13 protein-coding genes are annotated in these 15,784 nt (G+C 45.6%); 5 read left to right on the top strand and 8 right to left on the bottom strand.

Annotated features, from left to right (window positions below):
- Window positions 1-18 precede the first annotated feature (18 nt).
- Entirely contained in the window at window positions 19-2,301 is a 2,283-nt protein-coding gene (locus tag ABWW54_RS13545; RefSeq protein WP_353412886.1) for a TonB-dependent hemoglobin/transferrin/lactoferrin family receptor, read from the bottom strand.
- Window positions 2,302-2,454: 153 nt separating this feature from the next.
- Here ABWW54_RS13545 and ABWW54_RS13540 point away from each other — a divergent pair, with 153 nt between their 5' ends.
- The 5 genes from ABWW54_RS13540 to ABWW54_RS13520 are packed head-to-tail and all read left to right on the top strand — an operon-like array spanning window position 2,455 to window position 6,340.
- Entirely contained in the window at window positions 2,455-3,393 is a 939-nt protein-coding gene (locus ABWW54_RS13540; RefSeq protein WP_353412885.1) for a heme/hemin ABC transporter substrate-binding protein, read from the top strand.
- Window positions 3,368-4,438, top strand: a complete 1,071-nt coding sequence (locus tag ABWW54_RS13535; protein WP_353412884.1) for a FecCD family ABC transporter permease — start codon at window positions 3,368-3,370, stop codon at window positions 4,436-4,438. Before ABWW54_RS13540 ends, ABWW54_RS13535 begins: the two co-directional genes overlap by 26 nt.
- On the top strand, window positions 4,435-5,226 hold the full coding sequence (locus ABWW54_RS13530) for a heme ABC transporter ATP-binding protein (protein WP_353412883.1): 792 nt from the start codon (window positions 4,435-4,437) through the stop codon (window positions 5,224-5,226). The genes ABWW54_RS13535 and ABWW54_RS13530 overlap by 4 nt, the downstream gene beginning before the upstream one ends.
- 42 nt (window positions 5,227-5,268) lie before the next feature.
- On the top strand, window positions 5,269-6,081 hold the full coding sequence (locus ABWW54_RS13525) for a HugZ family pyridoxamine 5'-phosphate oxidase (RefSeq protein ID WP_353412882.1): 813 nt from the start codon (window positions 5,269-5,271) through the stop codon (window positions 6,079-6,081).
- Window positions 6,074-6,340 carry a hypothetical protein gene (locus ABWW54_RS13520; protein ID WP_353412881.1) on the top strand — a complete coding sequence of 89 codons (267 nt, stop codon included), beginning with the start codon at window positions 6,074-6,076 and terminating at the stop codon, window positions 6,338-6,340. The genes ABWW54_RS13525 and ABWW54_RS13520 overlap by 8 nt, the downstream gene beginning before the upstream one ends.
- Window positions 6,341-6,645: 305 nt before the next feature.
- Here ABWW54_RS13520 and ABWW54_RS13515 read toward each other — a convergent pair whose 3' ends face one another.
- The 7 genes from ABWW54_RS13515 to ABWW54_RS13485 form a co-directional block, all read right to left on the bottom strand.
- Window positions 6,646-7,050 carry a hypothetical protein gene (locus ABWW54_RS13515; RefSeq protein WP_353412880.1) on the bottom strand — a complete coding sequence of 135 codons (405 nt, stop codon included), beginning with the start codon at window positions 7,048-7,050 and terminating at the stop codon, window positions 6,646-6,648.
- 160 nt (window positions 7,051-7,210) lie between these two features.
- A complete protein-coding gene (locus tag ABWW54_RS13510; protein WP_353412879.1) occupies window positions 7,211-7,957 on the bottom strand; it encodes a DNA alkylation repair protein in 747 nt (248 codons plus the stop codon).
- A gap of 126 nt (window positions 7,958-8,083) precedes the next feature.
- Window positions 8,084-9,868 (bottom strand): response regulator, encoded by a 1,785-nt coding sequence (locus tag ABWW54_RS13505; RefSeq protein WP_353412877.1) that lies wholly within the window; start codon window positions 9,866-9,868, stop codon window positions 8,084-8,086.
- A 25-nt stretch (window positions 9,869-9,893) separates the two neighbouring features.
- On the bottom strand, window positions 9,894-12,197 hold the full coding sequence (locus ABWW54_RS13500) for a response regulator (RefSeq protein ID WP_353412876.1): 2,304 nt from the start codon (window positions 12,195-12,197) through the stop codon (window positions 9,894-9,896).
- A 24-nt stretch (window positions 12,198-12,221) separates the two neighbouring features.
- Entirely contained in the window at window positions 12,222-12,593 is a 372-nt protein-coding gene (locus ABWW54_RS13495) for a response regulator (protein WP_353412875.1), read from the bottom strand.
- A gap of 403 nt (window positions 12,594-12,996) precedes the next feature.
- Entirely contained in the window at window positions 12,997-14,493 is a 1,497-nt protein-coding gene (locus ABWW54_RS13490; RefSeq protein WP_353412873.1) for a di-heme oxidoreductase family protein, read from the bottom strand.
- A gap of 28 nt (window positions 14,494-14,521) precedes the next feature.
- Entirely contained in the window at window positions 14,522-15,772 is a 1,251-nt protein-coding gene (locus ABWW54_RS13485; RefSeq protein ID WP_353412872.1) for an imelysin family protein, read from the bottom strand.
- Window positions 15,773-15,784: the final 12 nt, after the last annotated feature.

Raw genomic sequence — 15,784 nt, 5'->3', positions numbered from 1 at the left:
TATTAATCTCATCGGTGTCTAAAATGTGTACTTTACAGAGACTGAATAGTTACGGCCAACCTCGCTCAAACGATCGAAGTTAGCCGTCCGAGGATCTTGTACGAACTCCTCACTCCAGGAAAAGTAGCGCTTATCGGTCGCATTGAATATGCCCCAATTTAGCCTCAATGATTCACTGACGTTATAATAACCAAGCATATCGAACGTTGTGTAGCCCGGAGTTTCAAACGGAGACACAGGCGTCTCACCTGCAATTTGTAGAGAACTAGCGTCAATGTCCGATGAATCCTTACGCCCCGATGCCGTCAAAATACCCTCCAGGCCCCATCGATCATTGATAGCAGAATACGCTACGCCAAAGACTAGTTGTTGAGGATCTATTGAGTTTATTGGATTGTCTTCTTCTGTGTTTTCTCCGCTCGCATAGGCAAATGCCGCTCGTGCCTGGAAACCGCGCAATCTATCTGAAATTGCCGACAGATCGGCTAATAGCTTAAGTTCCAATCCTTCTATTTCCGCCTCGGGTAGATTCCGAGCTTGAAATTCTAGGAGTCGAGTAACGGGGTTAAATCCACGTACTGACAGAGACTCAATAAAATCGGTGTATTTATTTTGATAAATCACCGCATCGAATTTCACAAACTCTCCATTGTGGCGGAATCCAACTTCAACTCCCTCGCCTTTTTCAGGTTTAAGGTCCGGGTTAGGAATCGCGGTATAACCTCCAGCGAAGTTAGTAAAACCCACGTTTACAGCGTCCAGAGAGGGAGCTCGAAATCCTTCAGAATACTGAGCAAATGCCGACCAAGAATCCGTCAGGTTGTACAGCAAACCGAGTTTCAGGGACACCTCAGACTCATCAAACCCTTCAGGGGTTGGCGAACCGGGGTTTCCGGCAAGATAGATCGCATCAGCTTCTGGCTCCAACTCGAAACTGTCGTATCGTAAAGCAGGAATGACGCTCAATCGTCCGTGCATCAAGCTAATATCGTCTTGAATGAAAAAACCCTGACTGGTGTATTCCGATATCGGGAAATCACGGGTCGGAAAGTTACTGAACTCGATAGCTTGCCCCCCTGTTGCTCGGTTAACAGTGCTGCCATCGCGCCGCGTTTCAGAATCACTCCTATCATAGTCTAGGCCATAGCTAACAAGGTGCTGGCTACTACCAAGTTCGAATTTTTTATCAAACTGCAATCGTAAACCGACATTCTCTTGGGAATAAAGTGAACTGCGTTCTCGATCTTGAATGCCAGACGAAGGCGAGACTCTTTCAGTTAACGTGAGTTGCTCAGCATCACTATTTTGGAGATACCCCAGCACTGAAAATTCATCAAATAGACCTTGATCCCATCTAATACGATAATCCAGACTCACCCGTTCGCGGGTTCTGTCGTCTAGCCCCTGCTGAGATTGCGTCAGTACACCACGTGAAAACGTGTTTGCTGCGCTTAAAACTTCCGTGTCGGACTTTCCAGTAAAACGTTCAGCAACCAAGGAGAGTGTTTGCCGGTCTGAAGGACTGTAAACCATTTTAGCAAACAGATTGGTATTGTCACCATCAAGAGGGTTTTGTGATTGGCGATCAGACCCTAGACGGTCGTCACTGAAGTAGGTCTCAGTTTCCGAAAATTCTCTCTGTGTCACAACAAACATCGCAGACAACTTAGCGTTACCCATCGCACCCAACACCGTTACGTTGCTGCCATCGTCTACGGAACTGTAATTCGCTTTTGCAGACCCAGCAAACGACTTACCATTCAAATAATCAATGGGATCCTTGGTGACAAAATTCACCACTCCACCGATAGCATTGCTACCAAAACTACTCGAGCTTGGGCCTCGAACAATCTCCACCGATTTTAAAGCGTCGACATCAACTGAATTGCGTCGTGATGATAGAAACGGTCCAAATGAAAATTCATCTGCTGTTGGAGTGCTGTCGACTAAAGTGAGGACCCGGTCACCCCCGATTCCTCTTATTGTAAACCCACTCAACCCAAAACGGCCGCCACCAGCTACCGATACACCGGGTTCGTAACGAACCAGATCACGTATATTATTTGAAATTTGATGTTCAATTTGATCGGCGTCGATCACAGATACCGTCGCAGGAACATCCGACAGCGCTTTTTCAGTTCGGGTCGCCGTCACGATCAATGTATCCAGATCATCGCGAGCGCTTGCAGAGACCGCCTCCTTCGCTACTGCATCCACGCACAACAGTGTGGAAAACGCAACGGCGGTTAAAGAAAGCCCAGTAAAACCTTGCAAAGAAGGTGTATTTTTTTTAGAAAACATAATAGTTCAACCAATTAAGTGTGTAACAAGCCCACCCCAACACGGCACATAATTGGGCTCATTGATGAAGATCGAAGCAAATATAACAACATTTCTTGCAAATGCAAATCATTCTCATTATCATTCTTAAAAACACATCGTTCACACATTCTCATGATTTCAGTAACGTCAGTAAAAGCCTATATACGCCAGGTCGTGATTGTCGGCCTATCATTCACCTCTTTCATCGCGTTAGCTAATGACTCAAATAGTCCAGCGCCGATTCACCTGAGCATTAAAGAACAACCCTCCGTTGGCGGTTCGTTCGAGCGCATCGTTTCTGCTGGCGGTAGCATTACCGAAATCATTCATGCTCTGGGACTCATAGATCGAGTCATCGCAGTCGATAGCTCCAGCCTTTACCCTTTAAAAGCCCAATCATTACCTCAAGTAGGGTATTTCAGGAGTCTTGGCGCTGAAGGTGTACTCTCATTGAACCCAGATCTTTTGGTTGCCGCACGAGGGGCTGGACCAGAGAAGGTGCTACAACAGATCGCAAATGTGGGCGTCGAAGTGAAGCAGTTCGAACAGTCAATTTACACTCTTGATTCTTGGCGAGACCTGGTCATGGAAATAGGTGAGTTTTTTAACACTGTTCCGGCGGCAAAAACTCTGATAAAAAAAACCATCTCGAACATTCAGGCACATCGTAAGAGCAGGCGCTACCAGCCGAATTCCCTTAACGCAATCGCATTACTCAATTCCGGCCAAAGAGGGCTAACCGCGGCCGGCAAAAACACCATGCCCGACTTTCTCTTTGAACTCGCGGAGGTAAAAAACCTTGCCTCGAACATAGATGGCTATAAGCCCTTTAGCCAAGAGTCGTTGGCATCTCAAAAAATCGATCTGATTTTGGTTCCACATCACACGATTGAGGCCATGGGTGGTAAAGAAGGCGTTTGTGCGAACAGGTCTATCGCGTACGCAACCGCTGAGAAATGTCATGTTTACACTATGGATGCGCTTCTGCTACTTGGCTTGGGAGCAAGAATTGACCAAGCAGTCAAAGAGTTGATTGATCAAGCGAATGAAATTCATCACCATGACAATTAATACTGAGGCTTTACAGAGTAAAAGACTGATTCTGGTGTCTAGCCTAGGAATCATTCTTCTTACCTCACTTTGGATCGGAGCTTCTTTCGGTGCAGCGAGCGTGGATTTATGGCTTCCTTTCCAAACACTCATGGGGATATTATCTCCAACGCAGATGTCGGGTATAGAGAACATCGTGGCTAATATTAGAGCACCACGAGTCATGATGGCCGTTCTGGTTGGGGCGGCATTGGCCGTCAGCGGAGCCAGTCTCCAAGGAGTCTGCCGAAACCCTTTGGCCGACCCAGGTCTTTTAGGTATTTCTTCTGGGGCCGCCGTTGGCGCGGTTGCGATGATATTGCTGTCCCAACACTTTCCTAGCCTTTCATTCTTTGGGACCTATGGCATTTCTATCTCAGCCATTGCCGGTGCAGCAATCACCGCTTTCGCGGTGTACCATTTGGCTCAAGTTGATGGGCAACTACAAATACCAACCTTGTTACTTGCCGGCGTAGCAATAAACGCGTTAGGGGTCGCTATTATTGGGGCTTTTAATTACCTGGCCGACGATCAAGCTCTAAGGTTGATCACATTCTGGTTGATGGGAAGTTTAGGCGGCGCAAGCTGGAAGACTGTCTCAATCTTAGCACCCGCTCTTTCTTTCGCTCTGTGGGTGATTTTCAAACGAAGGCACGCAATTAATTTACTCTTATTGGGCGAAGCAAACGCCCGCTTTTCAGGCGTGGATGTTGACAAAATAAAACTGGAGCTTCTCTGGATAAACGCTCTGATCGTTGGCGTTGCCGTCGCATTCAGCGGCATTATCGCCTTCATCGGTCTCGTCGTGCCTCACATTCTGCGTATTTACTCTGATACCAACTATCGCTATCTAATCATTAATTCCGCCCTGTTAGGAGCCGCGCTGCTCGTGCTCGCAGATCTGGTTTCAAGGCTCGCAGTTGCACCAGCGGAATTACCAATAGGCATACTTACTTCCTTGATTGGAGCGCCCTTTTTTATCGCACTTTTGATAAAGCAAAAACGCAATATGGGGTTTCACTTATGACTCTCAAAATGAGTTCAGTCAGTGTTTACGCTTCAGGCGTAAGGCTAATCTCAAACATCTCAATGGAATGTGAAACGGGGAGCGTCGTTGGAATTCTTGGCGAAAACGGTGCAGGAAAAAGTACCGTTTTGAATTCGCTATCTGGGGCTAACGTGCCCGATGCAGGCAGAGTAACCTTAAGTGATCACCTTATGTCACGCTACAGTTTGACCGAGCTTGCATCACGGCGGGCCGTGCTGCCTCAGAGCAGCGATCTGTCTTTTCCGCTCAACGCCATTGAGGTCGTTCGGCTGGCACTCAGTATGGCGTCATATCCCCACCAAAAGCAGGATGCATTACTAATGCGTTGCTTGAATCAGTTCGGCGTATCACATCTTGCTGATCGAAGTTATCCAAACCTCTCCGGGGGCGAAAAACAACGAATACAACTTGCAAGGGTTTTGGCACAACTAAAGTGTCACTCATCGAATGAGCGCACTGATGATCAGTTTCTATTACTTGATGAGCCAATCTCTGCCTTAGATTTACATCAACAGTTTAAAACAATGAGACACATTCGTGAGCTAACTAAAGATGGAATTGGCGTTGTCGTTATTCTTCATGACCTAAACTTGGCGTCGATGTTTTGCGACCACCTCATCATATTAAAGGAAGGCACGCTGCTCACTCAGGGCACTCCGCACGAAGTGATAACAACAAACACAATCAATCAGGCGTTTGATATCGATGTCGATATCGCATTGCACCCTGACACCCGCACCCCATTTTTAACACCTCGACTGCTTTAATTGATTAAAGCACCTCGTCAAATATTACATACAAACTCATCTATGAAACCTGCAAAGCAACAATCAATAGACAACGCGCGACTACTACTTCGCACCTGTGAACTTGGCGTACTATCCACCCATTCTAAGGCCTGTGACGGCTACCCTTTCGGATCAGTATCCACTTACATGAGCACTCACGAAGGTGACGTCATTTTCTACGTCAGTGATCTGGCACAACACACGAAGAACTTCTCTCATAATCAAAAAATGTGCTTAACTGTTTTTCCACCCTATGGCGGTGGATTGCTCAAAGCCAATCAGGACACGTCGCCAAGCGTTCGACCGAAAGATTTCAAAGACCCAAACGCCGGAGCTCGTCTTAGCCTTTTGGGACAAATCCAACCCGTGCAACGTGAACTCGAGCCTGCTATTTCCGAGAGATTCTTTAACCTGTACCCAGACAGTCGTAAATATCAGAATGCGCATGACTTTGCCTTCTATAAAATGCATACGGAGCGAGTACGATTTATCGGAGGCTTTGGCGATATACATTGGATAAACGAAGATGATTGGCGAATGACCACACCGGTTTGGAGTTCTTCAGAACAAAGCATGATCCACCACATGAATAGCGATCACGTCGATGCCATGCAAGCAATCTGCACTTACTTTACGGGCGTAAAAACCTCAACTGTCAGAATGCTGGCTATAAATCCGGATGGCGCATTTTATCAGTGCAATAAAGATAAACCCGTGTTCATTGCATTCCCTCGTAAAGCGATAGAGAGCGTCGATGTTCGTAAAATATTAGTGGAACAAACCTCCATTGCGCGCACCGCCTTAGGAATTGATAGAGCGGTTAAGCATGTTTAAAAATGACTCATACCTAATTGAGCTGCTTCAATCCCTAACACGCTATCATGATTGCCCGAGCTTAATTTTAGCCAATCGAATTGCCGGCTTATTCACCTTGATTAGCAACGAAAATGGAACTCGGTCAGCTGACTATAAGCAAGCCATTACTAAACTCTCTCTTCATTGGGTCCAGACCGCTCGACTGCACGAGTGCGGCTTAGAATCCTTAGATCGAAGGCGATCAGCAAAAATAAAGAATAATGTCACAAGACATTAAGTTGAACCGATTAGCTTATTGTCCTCAAATGAATTCCACGATTTTCTCAATAAATGACTCAATAGCATCCTAACTCTTGATAATCGACCAATTTACCCGTATATTCAAATAATGCAAACGGGAATGATTCTTATTTGTATTTTGTGAATTAGTCACTTAACGCGAAATTCGCAAATGACTTATCGTGGCAAAACCCAATCAGTACTGGATTCGCTCAATAAAGTTTAAAAGCTATAAACCTAATAACAATAATAATATTCTCGGCAATTGATATAAGGCAGGACGGCACTCCCTGCCTTTTTTTCCTACATTACTTTATCTTTGGATTCCACCCTGCGCCAAAGTGCAGATCGTCTGCCTTTGATCTTTATTTTAATAACATTAACTTCTTTAACCGAGATCGACACTTTACGATAACGATCTTTCTTCTGATCATATCCCTCACCAACCCAAGTCTTAGGCTTTTTATCGGCGCTCAACTCTCGAATGTAGGTCTTTCCGATCAGGTTGGGCTCCCAGTCAGCACGAGTAATTACGCCCTGGATAACATCTTCAGCACGCTTTAACTCCAAAATCGTGGAACTGCCCTCTTTTTGCCAATACCCTACTACCTCTTGATATTGTATTTCATCGTCAAGCTGACCTTGCGCCAACACCACTTGAGACAACGTAATAACAAACAACAGTGATAAAACTTTATAGAACTTCATTATCAACCCAACCCTGATATTCTTTTTGACCATACATGATATTAACTAAAGTTATCAAAAAGTAAAATAATACATCGCTATGGTTAACATTCGTTTACCAGCATCGCTCAAATTTAGTACTTGCGTTTACCCCAGTTATCCAAAAAGCAAGTACAAATATTTAGCAGCCGTTGATTTCCGCGTAGAGCCTTTTTCGCACCGTAGGATCAACTTTTTCAAGCGCGTATCGTATCGTCGAACGAGGCAAATGATGCGCATTTTGTTGCACATACCTTACGACATCCGTCGGATAAACAACAGAAGTCGCCTTGAGCAGCCATCCAACGCTTTTTTGTACATAGGGGTCTGGATCTGACTTTAGTGTTTCAAAGTTTTCGTATAACCGTTTCTTATCAAGGTAGTAGGTGGTTCGACCAATTTTTCGCTTAACAAATTTGACCCATACGACGTTACTCGCTCGACGACACCACGGTATTTCAGAATGAGACCAATGCTGCGTCTGTTCGATTAAATGTGGTCTGGCTAACAGATACTGGTAGGCCGTCTTAATACAAAGATCATCTACCAATGCCCAATTAGTGCAATAGTTCTCTAACCAGAACTCAAATCTCTGCAGTAATGTTTCATCATAGTGTCGCTTTACCAGCTTATTGATTAAACCAAAAGCAACCATAACTTCTTCACTGAACTCGGCATGTTCCAACATTTTTTCAGTAAGCATAAGCACCTCTTCCGGGCGCATTTCTACTCTGGCGTTTAGGAAGGTCTCTGTCACCCCTCGAATATCCGCTGCCGTTACACCCAGACATTTGACGCCTTCTGGGAAATATCGCTGAGATGCCTCAGCCTTCTGTTGGGAGCTAAGCAAACGAAGATCAGCTTTCAATGTTTGCACATATTTCTGCATGGACGGAAACCATTTTAGTCGTTCTCACTTACGCCTGATCCACACTAGAAATACAGCACTATCTAATATAAAGGCTACACACGGCGCGTATTATTTCTAAAGTCGTTGCGCAGTGCTCTTGAATCACTATTTATCTTCAAAAACAATAATTTGAGAGGCTTTTCCTGACCTAAGGCGCTTTAGATGAAAGTTGGTCAGAGGGTCATCGGGCTCCATTGCGATCAAGAGTTGAAACAGATTTTCGGCCTCTGAATTACCGTCCATCATACTCTCAATTGCGTGAGAATACTGAGCAAGGTATTCCAGAGCATAGCGATCATGATCTACAAGCTCATAGGTATCAACAGCTTGAACTTTGCCTTTCAACAAAAGCGGACCAATTCGCCTAAAACTAAACGACGAACAACGCATTGCCGTTTCACCAGAAACACAGATATCGCTGCCTAAGTATTTATTAGCGCCCTCCAACCTGGCCGTTGTATTAACTGTGTCTCCGTAGGCTGTATAATTAAAGAAAGAATCTCCTCCAAAATTACCCACGATGGCAGTGCCTGTATGAACGCCTATTCTAGTTCTTCCAAAGTTAAACCTTTTCGCATCTGCAGAGTTTGAAAACTCCTGAGACCAGCGGTGCATGGCGGCAGCACACCTAACGGCAGCCTCTGCGTGATCATCTCGAGACAACGGCGCGTTAAAGAAAACATAAACCGCATCACCGATAATTTTATCGATGGTTCCATCGTGTTTAATTGCGATATCGCATAATCCACTCAAGTATTGATTGAGCACAGGCATTATTTCCGAAGGCTCTGCGCCTTCAATTGCCGACGTGAAACCCGCTAAATCGGTAAAAACACAACTCAATTCAACGCGCTCTCCACCGAGCCTAAGCTTCTCCGGCTCTTCCAATAACTGGTTCACGACCGCTGGCGAAACAAACCTAGAAAAAGCCTGCTTTATAAAGCGTCGCTGATTACGCTCATCATCAGACCACTGCTTGTTTCGCAACCCAGAATTAATTCGAGCCTTGAGTAAAATAGGATTAAAGGGTTTTTGCAAATAGTCCGTTGCACCAGCCTCAATACACCGGATTACACTATCGGCTTCCTCTAAGGCCGATATCATAATGACCGGAATAGTTCGTAAATGTTTATCTTCTCGAATCTCAAGCAATACTTCGTAGCCATTAATTTCAGGCATCATCAAATCAAGCAAGACTAAGTCAAAATCTCCAATCCTCAAGCGCTCAAGCGCTTCAAAGCCGCCCTCTGCGCACGAGACCGCATGGCCCTGCTGACGCAGTCGTCTTGCCAACAAGTCTCGATTACTTTCAATGTCATCGACAACAAGTATGTGCCCAGTAATACCTCTATCATTGGACTCCAATGAGGCTTGACTTTCGCCTGAATCAAGAGCCTGGATACTGCTCACTATATCATTTGAGAGTTCCGCACTTACCGTGTCGCTCTCACTATCGAACTCATCTGCCTCAGAAAAGCTTACGTACTTGTTTATGTCCTTCAAGAGCTGGTTCGCAAGACCTAACAGTTTTTCAAAGTCGGGCAATAGCGATTCTGCTCCAAAATCCGCTAGGTCTTCAACGAGCATTTCCCCGTATCCTTTAATGGCGTTAATCGGGGTTCGCAGATCATGCCGAATCATCTGTTCGGTACTGGCATCTGAATACTTAGAACCTTTAATCGTAGTGCCACCAAGTAATGTGTCCACCACCGAGGTCATTTGATTGGCCGCAATAGATATCCTAGAAAGGTCATCAATCATGTCATCGGCGCCCAGAGTCCGTGCCTGCTCGTGCAAAATATCACTGTATTCCACCAAAGCTTGAACCGGAGCAGAAAGCTGCTGCCTAATGTTAGCGAGCCTTGTCCGCTGAATTCGACTGTCTAACATTGCTCAATCATCAACGTGTCCAAATCTAAGAAGGAGCGACTAAGTTTGATCGGATTTGCTCACTGACTGAACCCAATATTTGAGTAAGAGGTGCTTCAGATTTTTCATAAATATTTTCGACCCTCCCTTGTAACTTCGCATAGTCCGCTTTAGTGAGAGTCTTGGCCGTTAACACGATAACTGGAATGTCCTTCCACTCAGGTGTCTTCTTGACTCTATCAAGAAACTCAAAACCATCAACTTCAGGCATCATAAGGTCAAGTAAAATGATGTCTGGAATCAATTGTTCGATACGCTCCCAACCTGCCTGCCCGTTAATGGCTTCGGTCACATTACAATCGAGCTTTTCAAAGGTGTGCCGCACCACCGTTCGAGTTGCTTCGTCATCGTCAATGACCAACAGTTCGAACTGCGCCGCGCTACTCTCAGGAATATGTTTGGCCACAACCTCTCTGAGTATACTTTGTTGCACCGGTTTTGAAATGTAATCGGCTGCGCCTAGGGTATAACCCATTTTCTTTTCATCAACAATACTGACCATGATCACTGGGATATGACACACTCTGTCATCATTTTTCACTTGGCTTAAAACGGTCCATCCGTCCACATTAGCCATCAGCACATCCAGCGTAATAATGTCTGGCTGCCAGTCCAACGCAATGTCGATAACGTCATTTCCATCGGCCACCGTCGTCACGTTGTAACCGTCTTTTTCCAAATGCCGCTTTAACAAATCCCTAGCAACCGGATCATCGTCCACGACCATGACTTTGCGCGCATTATTGTCAACTTGAACTGGATGCAACTCGTCAGCAACCAGCTGATCCTCACTCGAAGCATCTTGCTGCTGATAGAAAACCGGTAAGCGCATCACAAATGAAGTTCCTTTTTGCGGCTGACTTTCTACTTCAATCTCGCCCCCAAGCAAATGGCAAAATTGCTGTGTGATACTCAACCCCAACCCCGTTCCACCGTACTTTCTGGTGGTAGAGACATCGGCTTGACTAAAGGGGTCGAAAACTCTCTCTTGTTGCTCTGGTGTCATTCCTATACCAGTATCGCTTATCGTAAACACCATGGCTTGCTCGCCATTAAGTTGCCCTCGTTCTACACGGAGCTCTATATTGCCTTGCTCCGTGAATTTGGCAGCATTGCTCAAAAAATTAAATATAGACTGACGTATCTTCAGTAAGTCTGAGTGCATAGTGCCTATATTTTGATCACAACGAACTCGAAGAGTGTTGTTATTTTTATCTACCAGAGGGGCAACCGTTGCTGGAATTTCTTCGATCATTTTATAGACATCGAAAGACTCACAATACGTTTCCATTTTGCCAGATTCGATCTTAGAAATGTCTAAAACACCATTGATCAGATCCAACAAATGTCGACCGGCACTGTGGATTTTCTCCAAATCTGGAACAAAAATATCACTAATATCAGGAAGCTCCAGCGCTTCATCCTGCAGGAGTTCACTATAGCCAATCACGGCATTTAACGGCGTGCGAAGTTCATGGCTCATATTCGCCAAAAACGTGCTTTTTGCATTACTTGCTTCTTCTGCTTTTTCGCGGGCTCTGGTTGTTTCTGCTTGTGCTTGCTTCTGTTGACTGATGTCCCGGCAATAGACGTTAACGATATCTTCATCCACCACAGGAGCCAACATGATGGCGTAGGTACGACCAGCATGATCGTATTCAAACTCCACATGCTCATTGGTTTTCAGCACATAGACGAACAATTTTTGTAAGTCTTTCGGCCCCTTTTCACCTAATTGACAATTAATACTGGCGCGGAGCACTTCACTCGCCTGATTTGCGTACTCCATCGTGCCATCTCTGGTAAACCTTAATACTGGATTAGGGTTTTCCTCGGGCATTCTCGCTAACTGGCGAATTCGCGTCTCTGCTCTCCTAATTTCTGAGATGTCGTTTAACGTGCATAAAACACCACCCTGTGAAATCGGCTCATAGCGGTAAACAATGTGAGTATTGTCGGCAAATTTGTGCTCCACTTCATGCTGCTCAAGTTTGGCAATACGATCAAGACGCTCTGCGATCAATGCTTCCACATCATCGTTCTCAACATCAAAGTCTCCTCTCTTTGCACGAAAGCGAAACAATTCCTCTAGACACGCCCCCGGTTTGCAAAAAGACGTATCGAAACCCTGCACTTCCGAAAATCGCTTATTGGACGCAACCAGTTTCAGATCTTGATCAAAAACCGCAAACCCGAATTGCATAAGTTCCAGCCCTGACAACAATAGTTGCAACGACTTCGTTAATGATTCGAGCCCCTCATTCTTCAATGCTTCATTCGCGTCAATCATTGCGCACCCAACTCCCAAGTCAAATTAGTCATTCGCATTCAGCAGCTGCGCCATCTTATCTAACAACCTAGGAAGCTCGACGGGCTTGGTATCATAATCATCGCAACCAGCATCCAATGCATTTTGTTTATCCGATGGCATGGCGTGTGCAGTAAGCGCTATAATGGGTGTGTGTTTTAAGTGATCGTTAGATTTGATTAATCTAGTCGCTTCCCAGCCATCTATCTCCGGCAGACTCATATCCATCAAAATCAGATCAGGGCGTTCACTATTCGCCATCTCAACGCCTTGAGCACCATCGACGGCTATTACCATCTCAAAGCCTTTTCGAAGTAATCGCCGAGATAGCATGTCTCGATTCATTTCATTATCTTCAACCAATAAAATCTTAGTCATAACCCTTACAGCTCTCCTAGAAAGGCAGTTAATCTTTATTCCATTGCCGAATAGATCTTTCCCCAATAAAACCAGTTAACCTTCATATTTGACCTCATCCGAAATATACAGACGTATCACCAACCAATTTCAATGAAACAGAATCAGTTAGCAAACGTTACAACACAGGAAAATAAGAAAGGGTAGCAGCAACTTTTTAATTATTATTCGACCCAAAGACGGGCTTTGTAACATTATTTAACATTATAGCCTCGCAATCAAATTTCTCGATATAGTCCAAATGGAGAATTCGATCACGTTCTCGCGTTCAATAACGTAATGCGATAGACAACAATGAATTGAAAAAAGACCACCTAAACGTTCCCGCAGGCCCTAATGACTCACAGAGTAGTGCTGTAAAACGCTACAAAGAGTTGACGAACGTGAGTAACTTTTTACGTTGATCGGGCGTCATTTGAACGACTTTATCCTTGGCCTGCTCGGCCTCGCCACCGTGCCACAAAATTGCCTCTAAAATACTTCTAGCGCGACCATCATGAAGAAAATAGGTATGCCCGTTTACCACTTCGGTTAAACCAACACCCCACAACGGCGGCGTACGCCACTCTCTCCCGTTCGCTAACGACTCGGGACGATTATCGGCTAAGCCTTCGCCCATATCGTGCAGTAGCATGTCGGTATAGGGCCAAATAAGCTGGTGACTCAGCTCTGGCAAGTCGTCGTTAGTTGCCGTGATGTACTTAGGAGTATGACACCCAATACACCCACTTTGATAAAAGAGTTTCTTACCCTCTAATACATCGGGATCGCTCACACCTCGGCGTTTGGGCACGGCCAAGTTTCTTGTGTAATGAAGCAACGCCGAAACAAGCTCTTGGCTGATCTCTGGTTCGTTTGCTTCTTGTCCGGTGGGCATTTTCAAACAATCGGGTTGATTATCAGTACAGTCGCCATGGTGGTTTAGCACCAACGGTGTGGATAATCCGATGTCGCCGTTAAACGCACCTTGGTTTTGTAGGTTGAGCGTCGCCACACCCGCTTTAAGTCCGAAGCGGCCTAACGCTATGCTGTTGGTTTCGGAATTCCAGACCACATTCGCTTTTCCTGAGATGCCATCGCCGTTTTTATCGTGAGGGTCTGCCTGCCGAATGATGTCATTCGCATCAATGGACTCAAGCAGCCCGAGTCCAATCATTTGGGGAGCTATCCGCGGAGATATCATCACCTTTTCATCTATCTCGCCATAGCTCAGGTCGGTAATCCTATAAGTTGGCCTGCGTAATACTGCTACGTCCCCGCCATTTAACGCTATTTCTGTTTCGTCGTAATCGATTTGAACCCTGGCCTCTGGCTTAAGCCCAGGTACGGAGACATCTTGGAGCTGTCCTCCATAGGTGGGTTCATTGATACTGTTGACGAGCTTTTGACTAAGAAGCCTGCGATGCTCTGCGGTTTTAGGCGGAATGCTCAGTCGAAAAAGCATCGATACTCGGTCATCGTGCTCACCTTCAGGCGGATGTCCCCGGCCATCTTTCACATGACATGATTGGCACCCTCTGGCATTAAACAATGGACCTAAGCCGTCATTCGTTTTCGTTGACGAAGGCGCGGTTACCCAGAGCCTGGTGAAAATCGAATTGCCTATCTGAAAATCTAACTGCCGGTCAAAAGACATGTTCCGAGACGGGAACGAGAAAGCATCGGCATTAATAACCCGGTCATGCGTTGTGGCGCCGCCGGGGTTATTTTCGTATTGCTCAGCGCGAACAAAATCGAGTGTCGGTGCTACAAGTCTTTGCTCTGGCGTTTGACGCTCTGTTGAATTAGGGCTCAGGTCAGAAGCGAAAGATTGCCCAATACTTAAAACTGCCACTACTACAATTAAATTAGAGAACTTCATTTAGGGTGCCTAACAGAATGTCGATATACTATTGGAATACTGCATCAGGAGAATCTAAGGAATCAGCGCCCTGCACATTAATTTGATTCGACGTCAGCGCAGCAGACGCCGCTTGAATTGCTTGAGTTTGATTTAAAAGCGCTTCCACCAAAGAAGAAACCAGCGCGTTGCCATCAACATTTCCCTTCGCTATCAATTGGTCAAATGACGTTCCATTGCTCTCGGCGGATTCAACCATTTTCTTTGCCATCGCCAAGGACGCACCAATTGCTCGCGAGAGCTCTTCGGAAGTTTGTGAGTTTCTCTGCGCCAATAAATCCTGAATACTTGGGCCTTTCAACGTATTGCCGTTGATTGCTTCGTAAGTGCCTAAATAGACATTTTGGATTCCTACGATGTTATGGTAATGAGAGTTATGAGTGTTATCACTAAAGCAGTCATGCTCTTCCTCGGGATCATTCAACATTAAGCCCAGCTTAATTCGTTCTCCGGCAAGCTCACCGTACGAAAGGCTGCCCATTCCCGTCAACATATCCCTGATAGCACTGTCTGGATCCTCTATCAACCGCTGAAAAGCTGGGCCAATTTTGCCTTGATGATCGCGCCATTGAGAAACCATCCAGGTCAGATCGTCTATCAATATCTTTGATGACAGCGCAAGGTACTTTCTGCGGCGCTCGCAAAAACCATGGGTGCAGTTTTGAAGATCGAAATCTGTCACAGGTCGATTACCGGCTCCTGGACCAGTACCGTTAAGATCTTGCCCCCACAACAGAAATTCGATAGCGTGATAACCAGTCGCCACATTCGCTTCTATACCAGCGATTTCATGCAGTGAATCAGAAAGTAATTCTTTGCTCAACACAGAGACATCGAGCAGGCGACCACCGACCGTAATTGAACTATTACTGATTATGTTCGCGTCATACAGCGCATTATCGTCAGTGCCAGTGCCGTATGAACCTACATCAACATAATCGATCAATCCTTCATCCAGAGGCCATGCATTCACCCGACCTTCCCACGCATCGACAATTGGGTTAGCAAACCGAAATACTTCGCTTTGCTGGTAAGGTTCCCGCGCTCTGACCCACATACGACGTGCGTCGTTTAATGCTGTTTCTGTCGGGTTTTCCAACAAGTTTTGGATCGATCGGTCAAGCTCTCTCGCGCGTATCAAGCTGTCTTCGTACACTTGCGCTGCGATCGTCCCGTATTGAATAACCACCTGAAGGTTAGAGACTTCAGAGTCGGCTACACTTGTTTTTTGCTCGAGCACTGATTGCTCGAG

The sequence above is a fragment of the Arenicella sp. 4NH20-0111 genome, from assembly GCF_040366405.1.
Taxonomy (GTDB): Bacteria; Pseudomonadota; Gammaproteobacteria; order Arenicellales; family Arenicellaceae; genus Arenicella.
This window is presented reverse-complemented; position numbering and strand designations above follow the sequence as displayed.

Coding starts and splice junctions, on each gene's coding strand:
- ABWW54_RS13545 (WP_353412886.1), bottom strand. CDS start 2,301: ATGTTTTCTAAAAAAAATACACCTTCTTTGCAAGGTTTTACTGGGCTT.
- ABWW54_RS13540 (WP_353412885.1), top strand. CDS start 2,455: ATGATTTCAGTAACGTCAGTAAAAGCCTATATACGCCAGGTCGTGATT.
- ABWW54_RS13535 (WP_353412884.1), top strand. CDS start 3,368: ATGAAATTCATCACCATGACAATTAATACTGAGGCTTTACAGAGTAAA.
- ABWW54_RS13530 (WP_353412883.1), top strand. CDS start 4,435: ATGACTCTCAAAATGAGTTCAGTCAGTGTTTACGCTTCAGGCGTAAGG.
- ABWW54_RS13525 (WP_353412882.1), top strand. CDS start 5,269: ATGAAACCTGCAAAGCAACAATCAATAGACAACGCGCGACTACTACTT.
- ABWW54_RS13520 (WP_353412881.1), top strand. CDS start 6,074: ATGTTTAAAAATGACTCATACCTAATTGAGCTGCTTCAATCCCTAACA.
- ABWW54_RS13515 (WP_353412880.1), bottom strand. CDS start 7,050: ATGAAGTTCTATAAAGTTTTATCACTGTTGTTTGTTATTACGTTGTCT.
- ABWW54_RS13510 (WP_353412879.1), bottom strand. CDS start 7,957: ATGCAGAAATATGTGCAAACATTGAAAGCTGATCTTCGTTTGCTTAGC.
- ABWW54_RS13505 (WP_353412877.1), bottom strand. CDS start 9,868: ATGTTAGACAGTCGAATTCAGCGGACAAGGCTCGCTAACATTAGGCAG.
- ABWW54_RS13500 (WP_353412876.1), bottom strand. CDS start 12,197: ATGATTGACGCGAATGAAGCATTGAAGAATGAGGGGCTCGAATCATTA.
- ABWW54_RS13495 (WP_353412875.1), bottom strand. CDS start 12,593: ATGACTAAGATTTTATTGGTTGAAGATAATGAAATGAATCGAGACATG.
- ABWW54_RS13490 (WP_353412873.1), bottom strand. CDS start 14,493: ATGAAGTTCTCTAATTTAATTGTAGTAGTGGCAGTTTTAAGTATTGGG.